General features: G+C 52.8%; 23 protein-coding genes. All 23 read right to left on the bottom strand.

The features are described from left to right. Positions 1-8 precede the first annotated feature (8 nt). Positions 9-1301, bottom strand: a complete 1293-nt coding sequence (gene fliY, locus NQZ67_RS14145) for a flagellar motor switch phosphatase FliY (protein WP_257446732.1) — start codon at positions 1299-1301, stop codon at positions 9-11. Further along, complete coding sequence (gene fliM, locus NQZ67_RS14140; RefSeq protein WP_257446729.1) at positions 1291-2292, bottom strand: flagellar motor switch protein FliM; 1002 nt, start codon at positions 2290-2292, stop codon at positions 1291-1293. The genes fliY and fliM overlap by 11 nt, the downstream gene beginning before the upstream one ends. A gap of 37 nt (positions 2293-2329) precedes the next feature. Continuing rightward, complete coding sequence (locus tag NQZ67_RS14135; protein ID WP_257446726.1) at positions 2330-2797, bottom strand: flagellar basal body-associated FliL family protein; 468 nt, start codon at positions 2795-2797, stop codon at positions 2330-2332. Between the two features lie 17 nt (positions 2798-2814). Next, positions 2815-3024, bottom strand: a complete 210-nt coding sequence (locus NQZ67_RS14130; protein WP_306812863.1) for a flagellar FlbD family protein — start codon at positions 3022-3024, stop codon at positions 2815-2817. Positions 3025-3078: 54 nt separating this feature from the next. Further along, positions 3079-3891: a flagellar basal body rod protein FlgG gene (gene flgG / locus NQZ67_RS14125; RefSeq protein ID WP_257446724.1), complete on the bottom strand. Its 813-nt coding sequence runs from the start codon at positions 3889-3891 to the stop codon at positions 3079-3081. 87 nt (positions 3892-3978) lie between these two features. Beyond that, positions 3979-4365: a TIGR02530 family flagellar biosynthesis protein gene (locus tag NQZ67_RS14120; protein ID WP_257446722.1), complete on the bottom strand. Its 387-nt coding sequence runs from the start codon at positions 4363-4365 to the stop codon at positions 3979-3981. Then, entirely contained in the window at positions 4362-4868 is a 507-nt protein-coding gene (locus tag NQZ67_RS14115) for a flagellar hook capping FlgD N-terminal domain-containing protein (RefSeq protein ID WP_257446720.1), read from the bottom strand. Before NQZ67_RS14115 ends, NQZ67_RS14120 begins: the two co-directional genes overlap by 4 nt. A gap of 36 nt (positions 4869-4904) precedes the next feature. Next, positions 4905-6287: a flagellar hook-length control protein FliK gene (locus NQZ67_RS14110; RefSeq protein WP_257446718.1), complete on the bottom strand. Its 1383-nt coding sequence runs from the start codon at positions 6285-6287 to the stop codon at positions 4905-4907. 35 nt (positions 6288-6322) lie between these two features. Further along, on the bottom strand, positions 6323-7231 hold the full coding sequence (locus NQZ67_RS14105; protein WP_257446716.1) for a magnesium transporter MgtE N-terminal domain-containing protein: 909 nt from the start codon (positions 7229-7231) through the stop codon (positions 6323-6325). 33 nt (positions 7232-7264) lie between these two features. Then, positions 7265-7711, bottom strand: a complete 447-nt coding sequence (fliJ, locus tag NQZ67_RS14100) for a flagellar export protein FliJ (RefSeq protein ID WP_257446714.1) — start codon at positions 7709-7711, stop codon at positions 7265-7267. 12 nt (positions 7712-7723) lie between these two features. Beyond that, positions 7724-9043: a flagellar protein export ATPase FliI gene (gene fliI, locus NQZ67_RS14095; protein ID WP_257446712.1), complete on the bottom strand. Its 1320-nt coding sequence runs from the start codon at positions 9041-9043 to the stop codon at positions 7724-7726. Beyond that, a complete protein-coding gene (locus tag NQZ67_RS14090; protein WP_257446710.1) occupies positions 9030-9872 on the bottom strand; it encodes a FliH/SctL family protein in 843 nt (280 codons plus the stop codon). Before NQZ67_RS14090 ends, fliI begins: the two co-directional genes overlap by 14 nt. Further along, a complete protein-coding gene (fliG, locus tag NQZ67_RS14085) occupies positions 9865-10866 on the bottom strand; it encodes a flagellar motor switch protein FliG (protein ID WP_371825306.1) in 1002 nt (333 codons plus the stop codon). Before fliG ends, NQZ67_RS14090 begins: the two co-directional genes overlap by 8 nt. 23 nt (positions 10867-10889) lie before the next feature. After that, entirely contained in the window at positions 10890-12461 is a 1572-nt protein-coding gene (fliF, locus tag NQZ67_RS14080) for a flagellar basal-body MS-ring/collar protein FliF (protein ID WP_257446704.1), read from the bottom strand. Positions 12462-12496: 35 nt separating this feature from the next. Then, entirely contained in the window at positions 12497-12802 is a 306-nt protein-coding gene (gene fliE, locus NQZ67_RS14075; protein ID WP_257446702.1) for a flagellar hook-basal body complex protein FliE, read from the bottom strand. A 33-nt stretch (positions 12803-12835) separates the two neighbouring features. Then, a complete protein-coding gene (gene flgC / locus NQZ67_RS14070) occupies positions 12836-13285 on the bottom strand; it encodes a flagellar basal body rod protein FlgC (protein WP_257446700.1) in 450 nt (149 codons plus the stop codon). A 3-nt stretch (positions 13286-13288) separates the two neighbouring features. Further along, positions 13289-13705 carry a flagellar basal body rod protein FlgB gene (gene flgB / locus NQZ67_RS14065; protein ID WP_257446990.1) on the bottom strand — a complete coding sequence of 139 codons (417 nt, stop codon included), beginning with the start codon at positions 13703-13705 and terminating at the stop codon, positions 13289-13291. A gap of 210 nt (positions 13706-13915) precedes the next feature. Further along, entirely contained in the window at positions 13916-14692 is a 777-nt protein-coding gene (gene codY, locus NQZ67_RS14060) for a GTP-sensing pleiotropic transcriptional regulator CodY (RefSeq protein ID WP_257446697.1), read from the bottom strand. A 28-nt stretch (positions 14693-14720) separates the two neighbouring features. Further along, on the bottom strand, positions 14721-16127 hold the full coding sequence (gene hslU, locus NQZ67_RS14055) for an ATP-dependent protease ATPase subunit HslU (RefSeq protein ID WP_257446694.1): 1407 nt from the start codon (positions 16125-16127) through the stop codon (positions 14721-14723). A gap of 24 nt (positions 16128-16151) precedes the next feature. Then, complete coding sequence (gene hslV, locus NQZ67_RS14050) at positions 16152-16694, bottom strand: ATP-dependent protease subunit HslV (RefSeq protein WP_257446691.1); 543 nt, start codon at positions 16692-16694, stop codon at positions 16152-16154. Between the two features lie 75 nt (positions 16695-16769). Beyond that, on the bottom strand, positions 16770-18098 hold the full coding sequence (gene trmFO / locus NQZ67_RS14045; RefSeq protein WP_257446688.1) for an FADH(2)-oxidizing methylenetetrahydrofolate--tRNA-(uracil(54)-C(5))-methyltransferase TrmFO: 1329 nt from the start codon (positions 18096-18098) through the stop codon (positions 16770-16772). 385 nt (positions 18099-18483) lie between these two features. Further along, positions 18484-20595: a type I DNA topoisomerase gene (gene topA / locus NQZ67_RS14040; protein WP_257446685.1), complete on the bottom strand. Its 2112-nt coding sequence runs from the start codon at positions 20593-20595 to the stop codon at positions 18484-18486. A 28-nt stretch (positions 20596-20623) separates the two neighbouring features. Further along, positions 20624-21757: a DNA-processing protein DprA gene (gene dprA, locus NQZ67_RS14035; RefSeq protein ID WP_257446682.1), complete on the bottom strand. Its 1134-nt coding sequence runs from the start codon at positions 21755-21757 to the stop codon at positions 20624-20626. Positions 21758-21909 lie beyond the last annotated feature (152 nt).

The following is a 21909-nucleotide window of genomic DNA, read 5'->3' as shown; positions in this document are numbered from 1 at the left end:
CTAGGATGTTATTGTAATTTTTGAATTCGGTCCCACTGGCTTACGATGTCCGTGACGCGAACGCCAAAATTCTCGTCGATAACGACAACCTCGCCTTTGGCGATGAGCTTGTTGTTGACCAGAATGTCGACAGGTTCGCCGGCCAGCTTGTCCAACTCGATAATTGAGCCTTGCGAAAGCTCTAGAATATCCTTAATTTGCTTCTGGGTCCTTCCTAATTCTACCGTGACCTTCAACGGTATGTCGAGCAATAAATTCAAGTTAGTGCCGTCATTCGACGCAAATTGCGGTTGGCCGAAATTCGCGAATTGGACCGGCTGTACATTGACATTGCGATTCGCGCTGGCGGCATAACCGGGCGGCGCGTAGTTGCCCGCGTAAGGATCGTAAGCAGCTGCAGGCTGACCGTATCCCGGATGAGGCGGCATAGGCGGTTGATAAGCCGCAGGTGGCGGCGAAGGCGGCGCCGTCATGCCGGCCGCAGCCGTCTGCTGCATGGCCGCGTATTGCTCGGCGGATGCTGCCGCTGCCGGCTGAACCGGCGTCGGCGCAGGAGCTGGTGCTGCTGCTGCCGGAGCAGGTGCTGGCGCAGGAGCTGGTGCCGGCGCTTCCTCAGCGGTTCCCATCAGAATGGATACCATTTGTTTGGCGAACGATACCGGAACCAGCTGCATAATGGTCGAATCGATCAAATCGCCAATGGCCAGACGGAACGAAATTTTGATAAACACGTCCACTGGCGGCAGATGCCCCATCCCGTCTCCGTTGTTCACGTCCAAGATATCGATGCCAGGAGGCGAAATGTTAACAAACCGGTTAAAGATTGTCGACATGGATGTCGCGGACGATCCCATCATCTGATTCATCGCTTCTTGCACGGCGCTAATATGAATTTCATTCAGCTCGCCCGGCTCCACGTGCCCTTCGCCGCCCAGCATGAGATCCGCAATCACTTGCGCGTCCTTCGTATGGATAACCAACGAGTTGATGCCTTCGAACCCGTCAACGTAATTGACGCTAACCGCCACATGCGGCTTCGGGAATATATCACCGAGCTCCTCGCGCTTGACCAGCGTTACCGTCGGAGTCGTAATGTCTACTTTCTTGCCGAGTAGCGTCGACAACGCGGTAGCGGCGCTTCCGAACGTGATGTTTCCGATTTCGCCTAATGCGTCTTGTTCGATTTCGGACAAGTAGTCGGATAGCAATACTTCATCCGAAGGCGCTTCTTCGGGCTCGCCCGAGGATTGACGAAGCAACGCGTCGATCTCTTCTTGGGACAAATAGTCTTTACTCGTCATTTTCTTCTTCAGCTCCTTCGTTTACGATCTTGTCCACCTGAATGGCTAATTTATCCCGAACTGAACCCGGACTTCCGATAAACTTCAATTTATCGCCAACGAATATTTTAAGGCCGTCGTTAACTGACTTGTTTAAGTTTAATACATCTCCGGTGCTTAGGGATAGGAATTCGTTGATGGTAATTGATGTTTCGCCAAGCTCTGCTACAATAGGAAGCTTCGCCTTGTTTACGCGCTGCTCGAGGATTTCCACTTCCCCCGGAATTCTTTCTTTCTTCTGAGAAACGAACCAATGATGAACCGACAATCTCGGCATGATCGGCTCGAGCACGACATGAGGAATACATAAGTTGATCATTCCCGTTGTATCTCCGATTTTCGTGCTGAAGGAGATAAGCGCAATCGTTTCGTTCGGAGACACGATCTGCATGAATTGCGGGTTGGTCTCCAGCGCCTCGAGACGCGGCTGGATATCGATGACCGTCTTCCATGCTTCTTGCAGGCTATCGAATGTTCTGGCGAATATTCGCTCCATCACGGTTGTTTCAATTTCGGTCAAGTTGCTGATCTTGGAAGGAGCGACGCCCTGTCCTCCGAGCATCCGGTCCAGCATCGCGTATGCGACGTTCGGATGGACTTCAAGCACCATTCGGCCTTCTAGCGGCTCTGCTTCGAATATGTTCAAAATCGTCATTTTCGGTATGGAACGAATGAACTCGTCATAAGGCAATTGTTCGACGTCAACCACGTTGATTTGAACGAAAGTGCGAAGTTGAGCCGAGAAATAGGTTGTCAAATATCGCGCGAAGTTTTCGTGAATGCGTGTCAAACTGCGGATGTGGTCCTTCGAGAACCGAACGGCGCGCTTGAAGTCGTACACACTGACCTTCCGCGTGGTCTCTTCTTTCTTCAGATCCTCCGCGTCCATTTCGCCGGAGGACAATGCGGCAAGCAGTGCGTCGATTTCGTTCTGCGATAATACATCAACCAATTCTCTCACCTCCTTCGAGGAATATCGTTACGAGCAATTAAATCTCGGTAATTATGAAATTCGTGATTTCAACCTTTACTAATTTGCCGCTCGGAAGAACGGGATTAATCAGCGTGAGCAGCTTCGATTCCAGGAAATCCTCCCCGGCGGAGCCGTTCAGCTCTTCCGCTTTCATATCAGCGAGCGTGCGGCTCACTATCGGTTTAATCTCGATTTCGAGCAGCTTGTCGAACTCCTCTTTCGTTTTCTTCTCGTCCAGCTGGAAAGCGAAGCTCATGCGCACGACGTAGTTCGGATCGAGCAGATTGCGTTGAAAATCCTTAAGCTCCGACGTTACTTCCACGCGTTCGTCCGCCGTCAACACCTCGATCTCGACAGGCTCTTTATGGTTCGCCTCTTCTTCGGTCGGGTCATTGAACATCGTCCGGAACAAAATAATGGCCACGATGGCGATGAGAGTTATGGACAGCAGTATCGTAATTAACCAAGGCATCATCTTTTTCATGTCGTAGGACCCTCCGTTTACTCACTCTTTTGGGCCGCTGCAACGAGGCCAATTGTTTGAAGAAACTGCTGATTGAGCGCGATAAGCTCATGCGTCTTTTCTTTTACGACGATTTTGTTCCCGGTCGTTAGCGTTATGACCGTATCAGCAGCCTCTTCAATCAATTCAATTAGAAGAGCATTAATTGTTATTTTGTTTCCGTTCAAACGCGTTACGGTAATCATCATTATCCCCTCTTTATAAAGGGGAGGCGGGCGCCTCCCCTGCGTTAATTACGTGGATTAACGTTTCAGATTGACAACCTCTTGCAGAATTTCGTCGGAGGTCGTAATGATTCTGGAGTTGGCCTGGAAGCCGCGCTGCGCGACGATCATTTCCGTGAACTCGGCCGTCAGGTCTACGTTGGACATTTCAAGCTGTCCGGAGATGATCGCGCCTGTGCCATTCTCCGGATCGTTGCCGGCGAACAGCTCGAACTCGCCTTCCGGATTGGCGTTGACCGTCATGCGGTACAAGTTGCCGCCAATCTTCTCCAGACCGCTAGGGTTGACGACCTTCGCGATGCCGAGAGGACCGTATTCAACCTGTCCGTCGGCCGTTACGCCGAGAATCGTGCCGTCCTGGCTGACGCTGAATGCCGTTACTTCGGCATCGAGCACGATCGGAGCGCCGTCTTGCCCAAGCACGAACATTCCGTCCTGCGTCACAAGCTGTCTGTTGGCATCCAAGGTGAAGTTACCCGCGCGCGTCAGCAGCTGTTCGGTTCCATCCCCTTGCGAGACAACGAAGAAGCCGTCTCCATCGATGCGAAGGTCCGTTGCTTGGTTCGTTGTCATCGCGGAACCCGCCGTATGGATCGTGTCGATCGATCCGATCGCCACGCCAAGACCGATCTGCTTGGCGTTAACGCCGCCGCTTGTTCCTTCTTCGGGAGCCGTAACGCCCGAAACCGTCTGGCTCAGAATATCTTGGAACATAACGCGTCCGGCTTTGAAGCCGACCGTATTCACGTTCGCGATGTTATTGCCGATGACGTCAAGCTTGGTTTGAAACCCTCTCATCCCGGACACGCCGGAGTACATAGATCTTAACATGGATTCGGTTCCCCCAATGGTTATAATTTGCTATTTGCCGCTGCTTCAGTCGATCCGCAAGCGGTAAGGCCTCCGTTAGGTCCAGCCTTACGATAAAATAATGGCGCTGTCGATTTGCGTAAATACGTTGCTCTTCATTTGATTGCCGTCCATTGCCGTCACGACCGTGCGGCTTGGCACGTTTACGATCATGGCAATATCTTTAAATACGATTAATGAGTCCCTAGCGCCTTTGGACGCCGCATCGTCCACAGCCTTCATGATTTGGGACAATGATTCAGGCTGCAAAGAGATGCCTCTCTGTTCCATTCGAACCTCGGCATGGTGGCTGAACTTCAAAGTCTTCGATTCCAGCAGATCGCGGAATTCCGTCGACTGTGGGGTTCTGCCCGCATTCGTCTTAGATGTCTTATCGTGAGGGAGAGGAGCGGATTTTATTGGAAACAGATGACCGATCTTCATTCTATCGCTCATGGTGTCTCCACCTCTTCCGTTCCATCTTGTGCTTCCTCCGTCTCTTCTTCAGGCTCCGCTGCTGCCGGATCATTCTCCGAAATCGAGACGAGATAATCAAGCGCTACCTCCTTGGCCCCGATCCTTGCGTACAAGACTCCGTCCTTGGATAGAATCGAATCCACCTTGCCGTTTAACGTCGTAATACCACCCGATCCGTCGTATTCATTCCACTCCACGTATTTGCCGATGATGCTGGACGCCGATCCGATATTTTGACGCATCAGGGATAGCTCCGTCGACATGTTCATCAGCTGCTCCACTGAAGTAAACTGCGCCATCTGGGCGATAAATTCTTTGTCCTGCAAAGGCTGCATCGGGTCCTGGTTGCGAAGCTGCGTGACGAGAATCGATAGAAACTGGTCTTTTCCCAGAGTGTCCGTATTTTTTTTCGCCGCCGCCGCTTGCACGTTCGTCTTGTCATAGCTTGGCCATACATTCCTCGTGGATACGCCGCCTGCCATATATGCTCACCTCCCGTCCGTCGCTAACTTACATGATTAAGCCGTTTCGTTGATGGCTCGCCCGTAACCCAATCCTTGGATTGCGGCTTGTTCGATCCGATCTGACTCGAAAGCGTTATCCGTCACTTGCTTCTCTTCTCTGAACCCTTGACGGTTGCCGGATGATTGACCGCCTTGATGCCCTTGTCCCGCATGCTGCTGCGTCAACCCGGATGAGGAGGGGCTATGCGTAACTTCAAGCTTCTCCACGTTCAGGCCTTGCGCTTGCAAGGAAGCGCGGAGCTGAGCCATTTGATTGTCCAGCATATCCTTCGCCATGGCGGTATCCGTCTGGAAGACGGCCGTCAAGACGCCGTTTTGCATCGAAATGCGTACGTCTACTTGACCGAGATGCTCAGGGAACAACATAAGCTTAGCCTCGGACAATCCGTTCACGGATTGAATATCGAGCTTCGACACGATCAAACCGTTCATCGTTTCCGCGAATTCATCAGCCAGAACGAAGGCGGTTGGCGCCGCCGTAGCCTTGGCCATCAGCGGAGCAAATTCCTTGACGTTATCCGGTCCGATAAAAACTTGAGGATACACACTGCTCGACTCGCTCGGAGCTTGGGCGTTCCATTCGGTTATCTGCTGAACGATAGTCGTTTCGTTCGCCGACTGAGCTGCGCCGCTCAACATGGACGGAAGAACCGCAGCCTGCTGCGACAAGCGCTGAAGCAGCGTCGCCGCATCCTTGGATCCCGTAGTCTGCGCCGTTAACCAAGCCGGAACGGAAGCCTCTGCTTTGGAAGTCTTGCTTTCCGCCTTTGCCGATTTGTCGTCAGTCAATGCGGACGCCATCGATTGAAGCTGATTCATGACGAGGGCGAATGGCTCTTGACCTTTGAGCGGCTTAAACGTTCCGAGCTGCAGCGCGGCTTGCAATTGTAGAAGCCCATCCTGCAGGCCGGTCTTGACTTGAACGAGAGTCTCATTCATGTCGACTTCTTGTTGGTCGACAGAAGCATTCTGAGCTAGAGGTGTTGGCACTCCCAGCAAAGCAAGCAATGCGTTCAACGAGTCCAACAAAGCTTGCAGCTCTTCCAGCTGCTCCTCCGTCGCTTCAGCCGATCCCGTATTCATTGGCTCCAGCTGATCGACTAACTCTTCGATAAGCGTAAGAGCTGTGTCGACGGAATTGGCATCGGCTTGGGAAGTCTGAGTAGCGAACGCTTCGAGCTGCGCGACGATCGCCTGAAGGCCTGAAGCTTGCGTTTGCTCTCCCGACGCGTCAGTTTCCGCATTCAGTTGCTGCACCAATGCCTTCTGGAATCCGCCTTCGCCTTCGGAGCCCGCCGATGCTTTGGCGTTTATCGTTCCGGTTTTGCCCATAGCTGGTTGTTGCAAGGCAGCTGTGCTTCCATTTATCATATCCATTTGTATTCACCTCCTTTCCTATGCCTGAATTGGCATTATGATCCAGACATCAGCTCAGACATGATTCCGGCTGCCGCATCCTCGTCAATCCCTGACATTTCCGCCAAAATAGAAGAACGTGTCGCATCGTCAACCGAATTTAAAATCCGAACGACTTTGCTAGGGCTAATATCGATCATCTTGATCAGCATCTCGCCCGCGCTCTTCGGATCCATCGTGGAGAAGGTAGCGCTGAGCTGATCCTGATTTAATGTGGACGAAACCGGCTTTTCCGCGGCTGCCGCTTTTTCCGCCTTATCCAAACGAGCTTGAAGCGCGGCGATTTGCTGGTCTTTGACGCTTGCGCTGTCTTTCATCTCCAACGTGACCTCGGCCGCGATTGCGGGATCCATCTTCTCCATGATCCTGACGCGATCTTCGGCGCGCATCGAGGAGAACAACAAGACAATCTCCTCCGTCGTCATGTTCTGAACGATCGGAGCCGCCTTGCTTGGCGTCATCCGCGTGAACATGCTGGCCAGCTCCGTAATTTTCGCTTGATACTCCTCGTCTTCAAGCTTCTTCTCTTCGGTTTGCTCCTTTAACGCCGCGTTCTCCTCGGTCAGCTCCTTGACGGTCGACTCCTGTGTCGATTTCGTGCTGGATGCATCAGCAAGCTCTTGCTTAGCCGCCGCAAGCTGAGCTTCCAGCTCTTCGATCTTCTCTGTCATCTTTATCGTGCGGATTTGATCATCGTCCATTGAATTCCCTGTTACCTGAGGCTCCGGCAGCATGTCTTTAACGACGGGGATCGACTGGCCGAGGTTTAGAGCCCGATTGCGGAAGTCGACGTCGAACAAAGTGAGCAGCACGCCTAAGAGCACGATGACGAACAATATGGGCACCATGACGAACATAAAACGTTCAAAGCCGTTATAACCTTTTTCTATTTCTGGATCCGCCAACTATCTCACTCCCTTCAAGCGGCTTTCCGTCATTTAAGTGGTAGGCATCATAAACCTTACGGTTGCCATCTCGTCCAGCTCGTTCTGCTCCTTCAGCTGCAAAGCCTGCTTGAAGCGGTCGAACGCGTGGTCCTTGGCTTTCAGCCATACCTTCTCGTCCTTCATTTTGTCAGCCAGCTTCGACCGGTTTTGTTCGACCGCTCTCTCGGCCAGCCTGACATCCTTTAATTTGAGTTCAATGCGAGACTGCAGGTGTTCTACATATTGGCCAATCATTCGCAAGTCGGAGAGGGGCACTCCCTGCTCGGATGCTTCAAGAAGCTTCTGCTCCCATTCGTGCTTCGTTTCCCTAAGCTGCTCCAGCGATTTCTCCTCGTCGGACAAAGCGCCGAGCGCCGTCGAGAGCAGCCATTCCGCCTGCGTTTTCTCGCTTGTCTTCAAATCCACGATTTTTTGGAAGGAATAATTGAAGGACGCCAATCAACTCAACTCCTATAAAAATTCATTAAGCAAACGTTCTTGCGTCTCTTGCAAATTCGTTTTTTCATTCGTCTTTTGCTTCGTGAAGGCATGGATCGCGTCGATATATTCGATCGCAGTATCAATTTCTTTGTTCGAACCCTGCTGGTACGCCCCGATATTGATCAGGTCCTCCGAATCCTTATAAAGAGAGAGCAGCCGTTTCAATCGGTTTGCCGCGTCCTGCTGCTCTTCGGATACGATTTCCTTCATAACCCGGCTTACGGACGCAAGCACGTCGATCGCGGGAAAATGTCCTTTGTGGGCAATATGCCGGCTTAATACGATATGACCATCCAAGATGCCCCGAACGGCGTCGGCGATCGGCTCGTTCATATCATCGCCGTCCACTAGAACCGTATAGAACGCGGTAATAGAGCCAGCCGGACCCGTTCCGGCTCTTTCGAGCAGCTTCGGCAGAGCAGCGAACACGGACGGCGTATAGCCGCGCGTTGCGGGAGGTTCGCCGACGGCAAGTCCGACCTCGCGCAGCGCCATCGCGTAACGCGTGACGGAATCCATCATCAACATGACATTAAGTCCACGGTCTCGGAAGTATTCCGCGATGCTGGTTGCGATCAGAGCGCCCTTCATTCGAATCAAGGCAGGCTGGTCGGAGGTCGCGACGATGACAACGGATCTTGCAAGACCTTCAGGTCCTAAGTCCTTCTCGATAAACTCGAGCACCTCTCTGCCGCGTTCGCCGATCAGCGCGATGACATTCACATCGGCCGACGTATTGCGGGCAATCATGCCGAGCAATGTGCTCTTGCCTACGCCGGAACCCGCGAAGATACCGACGCGCTGTCCCTGCCCTACGGTTATCAAGCCGTCTATGGCCCGAACGCCGACGCTTAGAGGCTCCTGAACCCTTGGCCTGCTGAGCGGATTGCTCGGCTCGTTGTGCGTGGAATAATGCTGCATTCGGCTTGGCAACTTCGATCCGTCGAGCGGATTGCCGAGACCGTCGAGCACTTTGCCGAGCAGCTCGGAACCCACTTGCACGGTGAGCGGCTTGCCTGTGCCGACGACATCGCAGCCGGGACTAATCGAATGCAGGTCCCCGAGGGGCATTAGAATAACCTTATTGTTACGGAAGCCTACGACTTCCGCTTTCAGCGGTTTGGCGCTTTTGGACGGATAGATGTAGCATAGATCCCCGATGCTTGCGTCAGGCCCTTCGGATTCGACCGTAAGGCCGATGACCTGAGTGACCTTGCCGTTAACCCGCACGGGATCCAATGGCTTCAGATGCTCCAGGTATTTGCCAATATCGATCTCAATCGTGTTCATGGCCTATACCTCTTTCTTCCCCGCTTTGATGCGCGAGTCCCATGAGCTCTCTCTTGATCTCCATCAACTGCGTGTCAATGCGGGCATCGATGCTGCCGAACGAGGAACGGATGACGCATCCGTTATCCTTGATCGTCGAATCCGGCAAAATCTGCAGCTCGGCTTGAGAATCGATGGCGGTATGAAGCTCTTCCCTTGCCGCTTGCACGAACGCAAGCTGCGACGGCGCGACGCACAGCGTAATGACGCCCTGCTCGCGTCTTCTAGATAATGAATTGCGTATAAGTTCGATCGCGATTTCCGGTTCTATAGTAAGCTGTCTGTCGATGATCTTCTCGGCAATGGCGCAGCTTAATTCAACTAGGAACGGCTCCGCCTCCTGAATGATCTGTGCGCGGGAAGAATAGGCCAGCTTAAGCACTTCCGACGCTTCTTCCAGCTTCGAGCGCCACTGCTCATGCAAATCCGCCTCGGATGCGGCGGCTCCTTCCGAGTACCCCTGCTCGAATCCCGCTTTACGCGCGGCTTCGACCGTTTGCTCGTCTTCAGCCCGCTTCTGAAGCCACCAAACCTCGATGTGGGCTTCGGCATCGGCGAGCATCTTCTCGCAGTCTTGCGCCGTTTCGCGCAGACGGTTCTCGGCGAAAGCTTGAGCATCCTCCAAAATTTGATCCCGAAGGGACAACGTCTCTTCATCCGGCCCGGCGGGCACCTGCTGCTCAATCTCGTCCAACCCGGCGTTAGCCGGCGCGGGAAATGGATTAACCCATTTGAGCTGCTTGGACTGTTCGAGCGGAACGACGCTGGTCGACTTGATCAAATTAGACAATGATATCATCTCCTCCGCCGCGAGCGATGATGATTTCGCCTGATTCTTCTAGCCTGCGAATCGTAGCGACGATTCTTGTTTGGGCTTCTTCCACGTCACGCAGCCGGACAGGTCCCATGATATCCATTTCTTCCTTGAACGTGTCGGCCATCCGCTTCGACATATTGCGGAAGATCGCTTCGCGTACTTCCTCGCTCGCCACTTTGAGAGCCAGCTGGAGATCCGCGTTTTCGATATCCCGGATAATGCGTTGAATGGAACGGTTGTCGATGTTGACGATATCCTCGAATACGAACATCCGTTTCTTGATCTCTTCGGCGAGCTCCGGATCCTGAATTTCGAGGGCGTCCAGGATCGTCCGCTCCGTTCCGCGATCGACGCCGTTCAAGATTTGGACGATCGAATCGATGCCGCCCGCATTCGTGTAGTCCTGCGTAACGGTAGCCGACAGCTTCTGCTCGAGCACTCTCTCCACCTGAGAGATAACCTCTGGCGAAGTGCTGTCCATAAGAGCGACTCTTCTTGCCACATCCGCTTGTTTATCCTGCGGAAGCGACGAGAGAATCTGCGACGATTGATCCGGCTGCAAATAGGACAACACGAGAGCGATCGTCTGCGAGTTTTCGTTCTGAATGAAGTTAAGAATCTGGGTCGGCTCCGCTTTACGCGCAAAGTCGAACGGTCTGACTTGCAGAGTAGCGGTCAACCGGTTGATCACTTCCAGCGCTTTGGACTCGCCGAGCGCTTTCTCGAGAATGTCCTTGGCATAGGTGATACCGCCTTGGGAAATATATTCTTGCGCCATGCAAATTTGATGGAATTCGCTTAAGATGAGCTCGCGATCTTGGCTGTCGACCTTCCGGACGTTCGCGATTTCAAGCGTTAGCTGCTCGATTTCGTCATCGCGAAGGTGCTTGAAGATTTGCGCGGACACTTCAGGCCCCAGCGTAATTAATAAGATCGCTGCTTTTTGTCTACCGGTTAGTGGTTGCATCGTTTTCGACAATGACAGCCCTCCTATTCATCCGCCAGCCAAGTACGAAGTAGGTTAACGAATTCGTCCGGTTTACGTTTGGCGAGCGTTTCTAGATTTTTGCGAGCCTGGCTTTCGTTGGTAACATTTTCAAGATCGAGAGTCGGATATTCGACCTTCGTAGGTTCAGGCATTTCGACTTCTTCGATTTCGGCTTGCTTCCGTCTGCGCGCCAGCATATAGACAAGTCCGCCGATTACGGCCAGAGCGGCAACTCCGAGACCGACCATCCAAGCTGTGGATAAGCCGCCGGCAGTCGTTTCTGTCGGGCTTTCCGCAAAAGTTCGGGCGATAAGCGAAACCTTTTTGTTAATCAACTCGTCATCATTTACATCCTGACCAGAATCGGCCAGCTGCGAGCGGACAAGCGTTGTCAAATAATTCATAATATCCGTTCTAGCCTGTTCGTCATTCAATTGTTCGGCCTCGATGCCGATACTAATAGAGAGGTCCTTCAGTACAAATGGTCCGGACTGGATATTCTTCTTGATTCGGTCGAAGTCATAGTTACGGATCTGGGAGCTCGTCTCGGAGGAGCTGGTATCTCCTCCGGCAGCCTCGTAGCCCGGGATGTCGGTTTCGCCGGTCCCGGCTACGCCTCCAGCCTCAGTCGAAGAGCCGGTAGATGTTGCGTTATTAACTTCCTCGCTTACGATAATGCCGTTATTATTGTTGTTCTCAAGCGGCCTTACCAGGTTTTCCTCCGTAATCTCCTTATCGAAGTTCATGCTGCTGGATATACTAACAACCAGATTGTCATTGCCCACGATCGGACCCAGGAATTCTTGAATGTTCTTCTTCAAATCGGATTCGAACTTGCTTTGAATTTTGAATTGAAGATCAACGGCGTCCGCGTCTCCCGTACCCATCCCGCCAGCTTCCGTAGACATAAGTTCGCCCTGAGGACTCGAGATCGTGATGTCCTCGACAGCCAAGTCAGGCACGGTTGCCTGAACAAGATTATAATAGCTGTCGATCGCTTTTTGCGTCGGGCGGAAGCCCGGCGTAAACTTCATCACGATTGCGGCAGATGCCTTCGATGTATCCTCAGGTGTGAGAAAGACGCTTTCTTCTGCGGCGCTGATGAGCACCTTCGAGCTTTCGACTCCTTCCAGCTGGTTCAGGAGCTTCTGGACTTCGCCATTCAAAGCGTTCTGATATATAACGTTAAATTCATTTTCGGTCGTTCCAAGCTGAGAGGAATTGGCGCTGAACACTTCAAAGCCGATGGATCCGTTCTGCACCAAGCCTTGGGAACCGATATCCACCTTCACCTTGGAGGCCACGGCGCTAGGCACCATGATGCTGGTGCTTCCATTGCCGAGCTCGTAAGGGATGGCGTTGCTGTCCAAATAGTTCATGACAGCAGCGGCATCCGTAGCGTCCAGATTTTGAAAAGCAAGCTCATATTCCGTTCTTGTGAAGACGATTGTTAACAAGATGACCGTTAACAACAATCCGCTAATCGAGGCCCCCAACCATATTTTTTGTTTCTTGCCCATCTGCCCCCAGAACTGCGACAGCCGCTCCCGGACAAGGGCTACTTTCTCGTTCACAGTTTCACCTCACCTTTGCTAGGAAAAAATTACGATTAGATTTGCATCCGCATAATCTCTTGATATGCCTCGACTACCTTGTTGCGGACTTGCGAGGTGAATTGCAAACTAAGCTGGGCTTGCTCCGAAGCGATCAGGACTTGAGTGACATCGACTTTGCCAAGCAAATATTGATCGTTCATCTTATGAACGTTTTTTTCTTGCGCGCTAACGCTGTCTAGGGCCGTTTGAAGATATTGGCCGAAGCTTTGGGTCAATTCAGCCGGAGTTTTTTGCTCAATGGGCTGGGTCTGAATGGTTTTGGCAGGGACTGCTTGTCCTAATTGCATCGATTGAATCATGTCGTCATTTCCCTCCGCTAACTATTAAGTCGGTTATTTTCCAATCTCCAACGCTTTTACGAACATTGATTTGGTTGCATTAATTGCAGTTACGTTAGCTTCATAGGCTCTGGACGCCGAGATCATGTCGACCATCTCTTTCGCTACATCCACATTCGGCATGTTCACATAGCCATTCTCGTCGGCATCGGGATGCGATGGATTGTAGACCAGCTTGCTAGGCGTCTGATCTTCCTGAATTCTGGCGACCCTCACGCCCTTCGCCGCGCCGTCTTGGGCCATTTGCTTCGACAGGACGTTCGAGAACGACTGCGAAGTCGGTTCCAGCACGACAAGCTTGCGCTTATATGGTTCAAATTTCCCATTCACAAAACTGCCCCTGGTCGTTTCGGCATTCGCGATATTGGATGAAATAACGTCCATCCGCAAGCGCTGGGCGGTTAACGCCGATGCGCTAATATCAAAACCTGTGGATATTCTCATGGATTAAGCCCTCCCGTCGATTGCGGTTCTTATCATTTTCACATCGTGGTTAATTTGCTGAACATAGAAGTTATAGTTCAGCTGATTTTTTGCAAGTAACGACATTTCTCGATCTATGTCGACATTGTTCTGGTTATTATTCATAGTGGTCGATTCGTCAGTTACAACTTTAGCATTAGGGACCCTTGATGCGCTAGAACCAATTTCTATATGTCTGGCGTCGCTCATTTTTCCTGCCAGTCTTTTATGGGAGGATGTTCCCATCGATTCCTCGAGTAACTGTTCGAACAAAACCTCAGATCTCTTGAAATGAGGTGTTTCCGCGTTCGCAACGTTATCCGAAATGACGCGTTGTCTCATTTCGGCCGCGTAAACGGCTTGCTCCATTCTGTTAAAGGAGGCGCTATTTAACAATCTCATAGGTTTCACCACTTTCATCATGAAAATCTTATGTTACCTATTCAACAGAATGCTCCTCATTCCTTCTTCATTCGACACAAAAAGATTAAAAAAATGAGATAAAATTGTCGACTCGTGCCGACATGAATATATTAAACATTTCCTAAAAGTTTACAATAAGAAAATAGCCCTATCTTTTTGGAAAGATAGGGCTAGTTTGGTATGTCGGACCTAGATTTGCGACTTAATTTTTTCCAGCTCCTGCAAAAGCTGATGGTTGAGGATACGAATGTAAGTACCTTTCATTCCTAGCGATCTGGTTTCGATTACGCCGGCGCTTTCCAGCTTGCGCAGCGCGTTCACGATAACGGAACGGGTAATGCCGACCCGATCGGCAATCTTCGAAGCGACCAGCAATCCTTCTTTGCCGTCCAGCTCTTCGAAAATATGCTCAACGGCTTCCTGCTCGCTGAAGGATAACGAACCGACCGCCACGGATACAACGGCGCGGCTTCTGACCTCCTGTTCGATCTCCTCCGCTCTTTCCCGCAGTATCTCCATCCCCACGATGGTTGATCCATATTCGGCAAGGACTAGGTCATCGTCGTTGAAGGCGCCCGACAGCCTGGACAGCACGAGCGTCCCCAGCCTGTCGCCGCCTCCCAGAATCGGGACGACGGTCATGACTTCCTGGCTGCCCAATCTGCCGAAGCCGCGGAACATGTCCGCTTCGGGGGAAACGTTAGTTATGGATTCCTCCGCTTCCAGGAAACCTGCATTCGTCTCCGGCGAGAAACGAAGCTCGTCCCCCGACAACGTACGGATAAAATCGTGATCGTAAGGGTCTACGGCCGCGCAGCCCAATATTTTGCCGCGGCGGCTGACGACGAAGACGTTGCTCTGAATAGTCGTTTGTAGCACTTCCGCCATTTCCCTGAAGCTAAGCGCCTTGCCGGCCGCTCGTTGGAGCAGCCGGTTCAGCGTTCTTGTTTTATTCAATAAACTCATTTCCTAATGCCTCCCAAGACTATAACCGCTACAATATATATTGACTCAAATCGCGATCCTTCGCAATGCCTCCAAGCTTCTCTCTCACGTACTCCGGAGTTATCGTCATCTTCTCGAGCGAAAGCTCTGGCGCTTCGAAGGACAGATCCTCGAGCAGCTTCTCCAGAATCGTGTGCAGTCTGCGGGCGCCGATATTTTCCATATTGCGGTTAACATCCGCGGCGATGGAAGCGAGCTCTCGGATCGCTTCGGGAGCGAACTCGACCTCGATGCCTTCGGTTTGCAGGAGCGCCGTATATTGCTTCGTGAGGGCGTTCTTGGGCTCCGTCAGAATGCGGATAAAGTCATCCAAGCTGAGGCTGGTCAGCTCCACCCGGATCGGGAAGCGGCCCTGCAGCTCGGGAATCAGATCGGATGGCTTCGCGATATGGAAGGCGCCGGCGGCGATGAACAGCACGTAATCCGTTTTGACCGGGCCGTACTTCGTCATGACCGTCGAGCCCTCCACAATTGGAAGAATGTCCCGCTGCACGCCTTCTCTGGATACGTCCGGACCCGAGCCGCGCGAAGGGCTTGCGATTTTGTCGATCTCGTCGATGAAGATGATCCCGCTCTGCTCCGCCCGCTTTACGGATTCCGTAATGACGTCATCCATGTCGATCAGCTTGTTTGCTTCTTCTTGCGTTAATGCTTTGCGTGCTTCCTTGACGGGCAGCTTCCGCTTCTTCGGTTTCTTCGGCATCAATTGGCCGAATAATTCCTGCATGTTCATGCCCATGCCGTCCGCCCCAGGCCCTTGACCGGACAGCATATCGAGCATATTAGGCGTCGTATCCTCGACCTCGATCTCGATCACTTCGTTCTCAAGCTTGCCGGCAGCCAGTTGTTCGCGTATTTGCGAACGTTTGAGCTGAATCGCTTGATCCTGCTCCTTGTTCGGTTCTTCTTCCTTCTCCTCGGAATTTCCCCCGAACAGCATCTCGAACGGATTTTTGGACGGCTTCGCTTTGGCAGCCGATGGCGCGAGAAGCAGAACGATGCGTTCGTTCGCAAGCTTCTCCGCTCGTTCCTTCACTTCCTCCGTTTTCTCCTCTTTCACCATGCGGATAGCCGTCTCCACCAGATCGCGCACCATAGACTCCACGTCTCTGCCGACATATCCGACCTCGGTAAATTTGGTGGCCTCCAGCTTCACGAACGGAGCCTTAACCAGCTTGGCTAGTCTTCTCGCGATCTCTGTCTTGCCGACCCCGGTTGGCCCGATCATCAATATGTTTTTCGGCATGATCTCGTCGCGGAGCGACTCATCGAGCTTGCTTCTACGATAACGATTGCGAAGCGCGACCGCTACCGATCGCTTCGCGTCCTTCTGGCCAACGATATACTTATCCAATTCCGCGACGATCTGGCGCGGCGTCAGTGCATCATTTCCCATTGTCCATCGCCTCCGCTATCCTAATTAAATCTCTTCTACAATGATATTATGATTCGTGAAGACGCATATTTCCGCCGCGATTTCAAGAGACGACTTGGCGATTTCCTTCGCTTCCATGTCAGGCGCATGCCTCACGAGCGCGCGAGCCGCCGATAGCGCAAACGAGCCGCCCGAGCCGATAGCGAGAATGCCGTCATCCGGTTCAATAATTTCGCCGTTGCCGGAAATCAATAATAATCCGGTCTTATCCATGACCAGCATCATCGCCTCCAGCTTTCGCAGGATGCGGTCTGAACGCCAATCCTTGGCCATCTCCACCGCCGCGCGTTGAAGATTGCCGTGATGCTCCTCGAGCTTGGCTTCGAACTTCTCGAACAAAGTGATCGCGTCCGCGACGGAGCCGGCGAAGCCCGCCACAACTTGGCCGCGGTAAAGCCTGCGCACCTTCTTCGCGGAGTTTTTCATTACCATGCTATTTCCGAAAGTCACTTGCCCGTCCCCCGCGATTGCTCCCTTGCCTCCGTGACGAACCGCGCAAATCGTCGTCGCATGAAACTGCATTTCCATGGGCGAGAACCTCCTCCAATGAATGTTAGGACCCGTAATCGATTGTAGCTTGCCAAAAATCGAAAATCTCCTAGTTTACTGTACGGCGGAAGCTGATAAATGTTCCTGCTTAAATTGTTCTATGCGATCAAGAGCGCGATTAGCAATCGCTTCGTTTTTATCTTTTTTATTTTTGATACGGCTCTCCAGCGGCGGGAACAAACCGAAATTGGCGTTCATCGGCTGGAAGTGCTTGAAGTCCGCCGTCGTAATGTAATGAGCCATGCTGCCCAGCGCCGTCTGCTCCGGCAAGACGAGCGGCTCGAGGCCGCCGGCGAGACGAGCCGCGTTCAGTCCCGCAATCAATCCGGAGGCCGCGGATTCCACGTAGCCCTCAACGCCCGTCATTTGACCGGCGAAAAACAGCGTCTCCCTGTTGATCGTCTGATAAGTCGGCTTCAGCAGCTTAGGCGAGTTGATGAACGTATTCCGGTGCATAACGCCAAAGCGAACAAATTCCGCGTTCTCGAGCCCAGGGATCATGGAGAAAACGCGTTTTTGCTCGCCCCATTTGAGATGAGTCTGAAACCCGACCATGTTATATAACGTGCCCGCAGCGTTATCCTGGCGAAGCTGGATGACCGCGTGCGGCAGCTTGCCCGTATGGGGATTGACGAGTCCGACTGGCTTCATCGGCCCGAAGAGCGCGGTTTGTTTGCCGCGTCGCATCATCACTTCGATCGGCATGCACCCTTCGAAATAAATTTCTTTCTCGAATTCCTTCAGCTCGGCCGTCTCGGCGGCAATTAACGCTTCGTAGAAAGCGTTAAATTCCTCCTCCGTCATCGGACAGTTTAAATAAGCCGCTTCTCCTTTATCGTAGCGGGATGCCAAATAAACTTTACTCATATCGATGGAGTCCTTCTCGATAATCGGCGCCGCCGCGTCGTAGAAATAAAAATACTCCTCGCCCAGCAAATCCTGGATTTGCTTCGACAGATCGGCCGCGGTCAGAGGTCCTGTCGCGATAACCGTAATGCCGTCCTGCGGAATTTCGGTTACTTCCTCGTTGCGAATTTCTACGAGCGGGTGTTCGCGAAGCCTCCGCGTCACTTCTCCGGAGAAGCCCTCTCGGTCGACGGCCAGCGCGCCCCCCGCCGGCACGGCATGCTGATCGGCGCAGCTCAGAATTAGGGAGTCGAGCCTGCGCATTTCTTCCTTCAGCACCCCGACCGCATTGGCGAGGCCGTTCGCGCGAAGGCTGTTGCTGCAGACGAGCTCTGCGAATTGATTCGTATGATGAGCCGGCGTTTGCTTCACCGGACGCATTTCGTATAGGGTAACGGGAATGCCCTGCGAGGCGATTTGCCATGCGGCTTCGCTCCCGGCGAGGCCTGCTCCGATAACGGTAACTTTTTGTGACAAGTTGGATCAATCCTTTCTTTTTTCAAAAAAACAATTCGAACCCTCCCAAACCCTCCCTTCCAAGGGAGGGCCCCGAGGGCGGCGCCCTCTGGACACCCGCTTGAAGAACGAAGGAGAAACAGAGTGCGTCAATGTTAGGTTAGCGGTTGGAGCGCTTAGTCCCTGCGGGACAAGCTAAAGTAGTTTGGGTGGATAATAGTTTGCATGGTTAATTATTAACACTGGCGTTGGTTGCAATTGAGCACGCTATGCGACTTTGCCAAGTTATGGACAGGTGTTCCTAAGAACAACATCATCCTCCCCTGAAGGGGAGGACGTGTGTGGGGCGCATGTTGTGCGGCCGTATGAGGCGGTTGCCCGTCAGGCGTTAAGCACGGATCCGTGCTTAAGCTTGTTCTTCTTGATCATTCTCTTGCTCGTCTTCGATGACTTCCTCCGAATAATCGCAGGAGACGCATTGCAAGCGGGCGCCGCTCCTGTTGCGCTTCTCGACGAGCATCGCGTTACAGTTCGGGCAAGGCTTGCCCGTCGGCTTATCCCAGGAGACGTAATCGCAGCCTGGGTACTGATCGCAGCCGTAGAAGATACGGCCCTTTTTGCTGCGCCGCTCGATGATTTTGCCTTCATGGCATTTCGGGCACGTGACGCCGATATCCTTGACAATCGGCTTGGTATTCCGGCAGTCCGGGAATCCCGAACAAGCGAGGAACTTGCCGAACCGACCCATTTTATAAACCAGATGACGGCCGCATTTTTCGCAAATTTCATCCGAAACTTCGTCTTGCAGCTCGACTTCCTTCATTTCTTCCTCGGCTACTTCGAGCCGTTTCTCGAACGAATCGTAGAACTTCGCCAGAACCTTAACCCAATCCTCGGTGCCTTCTTCGACATGGTCGAGGTTCCCTTCCATGTTGGCCGTAAACTCCGCATCCAGTATCTCCGGGAAAAATTCCTCCATCAGCTGAATGACCAGCTCGCCCAGCTCGGTCGGCATAAACTTCTTCTCTTCGATCGCCACGTATCCGCGCTTCTGGATGGTCTCCAGGGTTGGCGCGTAAGTACTTGGTCTGCCTATGCCCAGCTCCTCCAGCGTACGGACGAGCCTCGCTTCCGTATACCGCGGAGGCGGCTGAGTGAAATGCTGCTTCGGATCGATCGATTCCGTCTGCACGGAGTCTCCGGAGACGAGCGGCGGCAAAAACTTATGCTCCTCGACCGTGCCGTCGTCGTTGCCTTCCACGTACACTTTCATAAAACCGGCGAATTTCACCTTGGAACCGTTCGCCCGGAATATGGTTTGGCCCGCTTCCAGGTCCACGGTCATCGTATCGAGCACCGCGGATGCCATCTGACTGGAGGTGAACCGCTCCCATACGAGCTTGTATAAACGAAGCTGATCGCGGGTGAGGAAAGGCTTCATCGATTCCGGATCGCGGTAGATCGAAGTAGGACGAATCGCCTCATGCGCATCCTGCGCATTGCTATTCTTCTTCGTGTATACGCGAGGCTGTTCCGGGTTATACTCCGCGCCGTATTTTTCTTCGATATAAGCTTTCGCTTCCTCTTGGGCAACAGGCGATATGCGGGTCGAATCCGTTCTCATATATGTGATTAAACCGACGGTTCCTTCTTTGCCAAGCTCGACGCCCTCGTACAGCTGCTGCGCCACGGACATTGTCTTCGACGCGCGGAATCCGATCTTCCTGGCGGCCTCCTGCTGAAGCGAGCTCGTAATAAACGGAGGCGCGGGATTGCGCAGCCGCTCCTTCTCCTTCACTTCGGTCACGCGGAAGGTCTGACCGCCCATCGCTTTTAGCACTTCTTGAACGTCAGCTTCCTTGCCCAGCTCGCGCTTCTCTCCGGAGACGGAATGATATTTCGCCTCGAAAGCAACTCCTTTGTGAAGCAGCTTGGCCGTGATCGACCAATATTCTTCCGGCACGAACGCGTCAATCTCGTTCTCCCGGTCGATAATGAGCTTGACCGCTACGGATTGCACGCGTCCAGCCGATAATCCTTTTTTGACTTTCTTCCATAATAATGGACTGATCTTATAACCGACGAGCCGGTCGAGTATCCGTCTTGCTTGCTGCGCGTTCACCAGATCCATGTTGATCTTCCGGGGATGCTTGAACGCGTCCTTGACGGCTTGCTTCGTGATTTCGTTAAATACAACGCGGCAGGTATCGGTTTCGTTAAGCTCCAAGTAATGGGCAAGATGCCATGCGATCGCCTCCCCTTCGCGATCGGGGTCAGCCGCCAGAAAAACGTTTTTCACTTTTTTCCGGGCGTCCTTCAGTTCCTTAAGCACATTCCCTTTGCCGCGGATCGTTATGTATTTAGGACTAAAATCGTTTTCGACCTCAACGCCGATTTGGCTTTTGGGCAAATCCCGAATATGTCCCATGGATGCTTTGACGATATATTTGCTGCCTAAATATTTCCCAATCGTTTTGGCTTTGGCCGGTGACTCGACAATTACGAGTGAATCTGCCACATGAGGTGCCTCCTCTCTCTACAACAAGCTACAATGCGATATATATGGATCCAGGCTGAAGCTCGATTTTCCGTTTTATACATAAATTTAGCAGAAGTGCGTTCAAATGTCCAAACGGAATCGAAGTCAGCTCATGCAAATCGTTGATGCTCAAGGGCTGATCGCGGAGCAGCAAAACGATTTTGTGTTCGTCCGGGGAAATCGAGGCCTCGCTTGCAACCCTCCGTCCGGCACCCGTATCAGCCGAAATCATATGCTGATTCGCCTGCTCGAGCAGCCAAGGCAGCTCCTCAAAAATACAGCCTGCCTCGGTGAACAGCCGGGCTCTGCCTTCGCGTATCAGCTCGTTAGGTCCTTCGCTCTTCGGCGAAGTGATGGGACCCGGCAGCGCGAACAGCTCCCGATCCATCTCGAAGGCATGCTTGGCCGTAATAAGCGAGCCGCTCTTGCGCGCGCCCTCTACGACGACAGTCGCCCTCGTTAACGCGGCGATAATGCGGTTACGTTGATGGAATTGGCCGGGATGGAGCTTGGTGCCGATTGGCGTCTCGGAAACAAGCAGCCCTTCCTTCGCAATCCGGCGGTACAAAGACTGGTTCTCGGGAGGATAACAAGTATCGATCGGCGTAGGAAGAACCGCAATCGTGCTCCCAGCGCCCTTCAGAGCCGATTCATGCACGATGCTGTCCACACCCTTCGCAAGTCCGCTAACGACCGTTAGACCCAAGCTGGAGAGCTCCTGCGCTATCGTTGCCGACGTATGACGCCCATACGCTGTCGGGATCCGCGTCCCAACCATAGCGACGGAAGGTCGTTCCAGCAGCTCCAGCCTGCCCCTCGCGTATAATACCCATGGCGGTTGGGCGATTTCTTTCAGAATTGCCGGATAATTAAAATCATAAGGCGTTAGAATAACCGCTTCCGCCGCCCGAACGGCAGGCGACTCGCCGCGAGTCAGCTTCCAAGGCTGCTCTTCGTACAATTGAACCGCTTTGGCTGCCTGAGCCCGTTTTAAGCCGATTGCGACGAGCTCCTCTTCCGTCCACCTTTCCTTCCGCCACAGGGCATGTCTAACCGCCCTGTCTATCGCGTGCCAGCCGATGCCCGGAATTTCGTAAAGCGCTATAATCATCTGTCTGCGAGCTTGATTGACGTGATCCATTATGTACCAGCCCTCTCTAAGTGGGGCCGGCTAGCATTCCTATCTATTGTGCGTTACATAGCCGAAGATTGCAAGCCGACCTCGTAAATTAAGAAATATCTCATCGTTCTAACAAAAAAAGGCAACCTCTCGGACACCGCGAACTGCGGTGC

Origin of the sequence: Paenibacillus soyae, assembly GCF_024623455.1 — a bacterium.
Taxonomy (GTDB): Bacteria; Bacillota; Bacilli; order Paenibacillales; family Paenibacillaceae; genus Pristimantibacillus; species Pristimantibacillus soyae.
Note: the sequence above shows the minus strand (reverse complement) of the source record. Positions and strands in the feature narration are given on the sequence as shown.

What these genes read in the sequence shown, in the direction of transcription:
- NQZ67_RS14110 (WP_257446718.1), bottom strand. Translation starts at nt 6,287, where the DNA reads ATGGATATGATAAATGGAAGCACAGCTGCCTTGCAACAACCAGCTATG.
- flgC (WP_257446700.1), bottom strand. Translation starts at nt 13,285, where the DNA reads ATGAGAATATCCACAGGTTTTGATATTAGCGCATCGGCGTTAACCGCC.
- NQZ67_RS14130 (WP_306812863.1), bottom strand. Translation starts at nt 3,024, where the DNA reads ATGATGATTACCGTAACGCGTTTGAACGGAAACAAAATAACAATTAAT.
- NQZ67_RS14120 (WP_257446722.1), bottom strand. Translation starts at nt 4,365, where the DNA reads ATGAGCGATAGAATGAAGATCGGTCATCTGTTTCCAATAAAATCCGCT.
- fliE (WP_257446702.1), bottom strand. Translation starts at nt 12,802, where the DNA reads ATGATTCAATCGATGCAATTAGGACAAGCAGTCCCTGCCAAAACCATT.
- flgG (WP_257446724.1), bottom strand. Translation starts at nt 3,891, where the DNA reads ATGTTAAGATCTATGTACTCCGGCGTGTCCGGGATGAGAGGGTTTCAA.
- hslV (WP_257446691.1), bottom strand. Translation starts at nt 16,694, where the DNA reads ATGGAAATGCAGTTTCATGCGACGACGATTTGCGCGGTTCGTCACGGA.
- flgB (WP_257446990.1), bottom strand. Translation starts at nt 13,705, where the DNA reads ATGAGATTGTTAAATAGCGCCTCCTTTAACAGAATGGAGCAAGCCGTT.
- hslU (WP_257446694.1), bottom strand. Translation starts at nt 16,127, where the DNA reads ATGGGAAATGATGCACTGACGCCGCGCCAGATCGTCGCGGAATTGGAT.
- NQZ67_RS14135 (WP_257446726.1), bottom strand. Translation starts at nt 2,797, where the DNA reads ATGAAAAAGATGATGCCTTGGTTAATTACGATACTGCTGTCCATAACT.
- fliI (WP_257446712.1), bottom strand. Translation starts at nt 9,043, where the DNA reads ATGAACACGATTGAGATCGATATTGGCAAATACCTGGAGCATCTGAAG.
- NQZ67_RS14115 (WP_257446720.1), bottom strand. Translation starts at nt 4,868, where the DNA reads ATGGCAGGCGGCGTATCCACGAGGAATGTATGGCCAAGCTATGACAAG.
- fliY (WP_257446732.1), bottom strand. Translation starts at nt 1,301, where the DNA reads ATGACGAGTAAAGACTATTTGTCCCAAGAAGAGATCGACGCGTTGCTT.
- codY (WP_257446697.1), bottom strand. Translation starts at nt 14,692, where the DNA reads ATGAGTTTATTGAATAAAACAAGAACGCTGAACCGGCTGCTCCAACGA.
- dprA (WP_257446682.1), bottom strand. Translation starts at nt 21,757, where the DNA reads ATGGATCACGTCAATCAAGCTCGCAGACAGATGATTATAGCGCTTTAC.
- fliG (WP_371825306.1), bottom strand. Translation starts at nt 10,866, where the DNA reads ATGCAACCACTAACCGGTAGACAAAAAGCAGCGATCTTATTAATTACG.